The organism is Streptomyces sp. NPDC006476 (genome assembly GCF_040612015.1).
Classification (GTDB): Bacteria; Actinomycetota; Actinomycetes; order Streptomycetales; family Streptomycetaceae; genus Streptomyces; species Streptomyces griseorubiginosus_B.
This window is the reverse complement of sequence record NZ_JBEXPK010000293.1, coordinates 1-1,565: the sequence shown is the minus strand read 5'-3', so window position 1 is coordinate 1,565 and position 1,565 is coordinate 1. Positions and strand designations below refer to the sequence as shown.

Here is a 1,565-nt window from a genome sequence, read left to right as displayed (position 1 = left end):
GACCCAAAGCCATTCATCTGGACCAAGACAGCCGAAGAGATCCTCGACTCCCTCGCCCGCTTCTGCCGACGGATCTCTGGCGCAGGACACTAGTACTCCAGCCGTAGTTCGGTATCTGGGCTGGTCAGCGGCCTGGTGGCGTGTAGTGTAGCGGGGTGCCAGGTGGGCGGGACGGACCCCACTGCGCCCCGGCGAATAGGTAGCCGCGCCGTTCGTAGTGGCTCTGGCGGGCGCGTGCCTGGTGGCGTCGTCTCCACCGTGACCAGGTCAGCGTGTGGTTGTGGCGTGCGGGGTGGTGCGGGGATTCAGCTGCCAGGAGACGGCGGATCTCGGCCGGCGTGAGGTCCACGAGATCGGGCGTGTCGTCGCCGGGGCCCCCCTTTCGCGTTCCTGGGCGGCGATGGCGGCGAGGAATGCGTGGGCGAGCATGGCGAGGGTGATGTGCCGGTACCAGCCGGTGTAACGGCGGACCTCGTACTCGTCGAGGCCGCACTCGTTCTTCGCGGACTGGAAGCATTCTTCGATCTTCCAGCGGCATCCGGCGATCCGGGCCAGGTCGGCGAGGGTGGCGTCCAGCGGAGCGCTGGCCAGGAAGTAGGCGATGTCCTCGGAGTCGGTGATGCTGCGGCGGGCCAGCATCCACCGCCTGCGGGTGGGCTTGTCGCCGTCGCGTTCCTCGACGACGGGCAGGAGGGCGCCGACCCAGTCGTAGCAGCGTTCGCCTTTGGCTCCGGGGCCGGCGGACAAGCGCTGCCATGCCTCTGGCGGGGCCTCACGGCGGATACGGTCCTCGATGCGCGGGCCGTGGACCTGCTGGGACTTGGGGACGGCCACGACGTAGTGGAGCTTCAGGTCGTCTTCGAGGAAGCGGCGGAAGCGGCTGTCCTGGCCGTAGGCGGCGTCCGCGGTGACCCAGCGGAAGCGCAGCGGGGAGGCATGGGCCCGGCGGATCATGTCGCGGGCGAGGGCGTTCTTGGTGGCGAAAGTTCGGTCGTCGGGGATGTGGGCGGCCTGGCAGCGGCCGCGGTCGTCGGTCCAGGACCTGGGCAGATAGAGGTCACGGTCGACGAGGGCGTGTCCCCGGCTGGTGGCGTAGGCGGCGAACACGCCGATTTGGCAATTTTCGGTGCGTCCGGGGGCCCGTATTTCAATTAGTGCTCGGCAGAGGGGTGTTGGTGGGAGTCTGAGATATGACTTCGTGTCTGTCAGGCCCCGTTGCGGCTCGTGTTCTGCGGGCCAAGTTCGATCAGATCCTGCCGCACCTCGATGAGCGCCGCCGTCGGTTGTACCTGGCCAGTGAAGCGACGGCCCTCGGCCGCGGCGGGATCGTCCGGGTGGCCGCCGCCTCCGGCACCAGCACTGCAACCATCGCGCGAGGCATGGCCGAGTTAGCCGGTCATCCCTCACCGACCCAGCGGGTCCGAGCTCAAGGTGCGGGCCGCAAGCGACTGACAGACACCGACCCTGGTCTGCTGCCCGCGCTGGAGTCACTGATCGAGCCGCACACCCGAGGCGACCCCGTCTCCCCGTTACGGTGGACCACGCTGTCGTTACGGGCCCTGGCC

Annotated in this window: 1 protein-coding gene and 1 pseudogene; one reads left to right on the top strand and one right to left on the bottom strand. The window is 68.7% G+C overall.

The annotated features are described in order from the left end of the window. Nucleotides 1-267: 267 nt before the first annotated feature. A complete protein-coding gene (locus ABZZ74_RS54125; protein ID WP_356951442.1) occupies nucleotides 268-1,146 on the bottom strand; it encodes an IS701 family transposase in 879 nt (292 codons plus the stop codon). A gap of 44 nt (nucleotides 1,147-1,190) precedes the next feature. On the opposite strand from ABZZ74_RS54125, the pseudogene ABZZ74_RS54120 reads away from it, so the two are divergent. Continuing rightward, nucleotides 1,191-1,565: pseudogene (locus ABZZ74_RS54120) on the top strand (ISAzo13 family transposase); the annotation flags it as partial.